This window comes from Streptomyces sp. NRRL WC-3605 (assembly GCF_001509795.1).
Taxonomy (GTDB): Bacteria; Actinomycetota; Actinomycetes; order Streptomycetales; family Streptomycetaceae; genus Streptomyces; species Streptomyces viridochromogenes.
The window spans coordinates 1-284 of the sequence record NZ_LLZN01000020.1 but is presented as its reverse complement, the minus strand read 5'-3'; the positions used below and the strand labels follow the sequence as shown (position 1 = coordinate 284).

2 rRNA genes are annotated in these 284 nt (G+C 57.4%); both read left to right on the top strand.

What is annotated here, in order from left to right:
* Positions 1 to 77, top strand: a 23S ribosomal RNA gene (locus tag ADL34_RS04980); the annotation flags it as partial.
* Between the two features lie 90 nt (positions 78 to 167).
* A 5S ribosomal RNA gene (gene rrf / locus ADL34_RS04975) occupies positions 168 to 284 on the top strand.

Genomic DNA, 284 nt, shown 5'->3' with positions numbered 1-284 from the left:
CTGGGTTGATAGGCCGGATCTGGAAGCACGGTAACGTGTGGAGGTGACCGGTACTAATAGGCCGAGGGCTTGTCCTCAGTTGCTCGCGTCCACTGTGTTGGTTCTGAAACCACGAACAACCCCATGCCATGGTCACGGTGTGGTGCGGTTGAACAGTTTCATAGTGTTTCGGTGGTCATAGCGTGAGGGAAACGCCCGGTTACATTCCGAACCCGGAAGCTAAGCCTTACAGCGCCGATGGTACTGCAGGGGGGACCCTGTGGGAGAGTAGGACACCGCCGAAC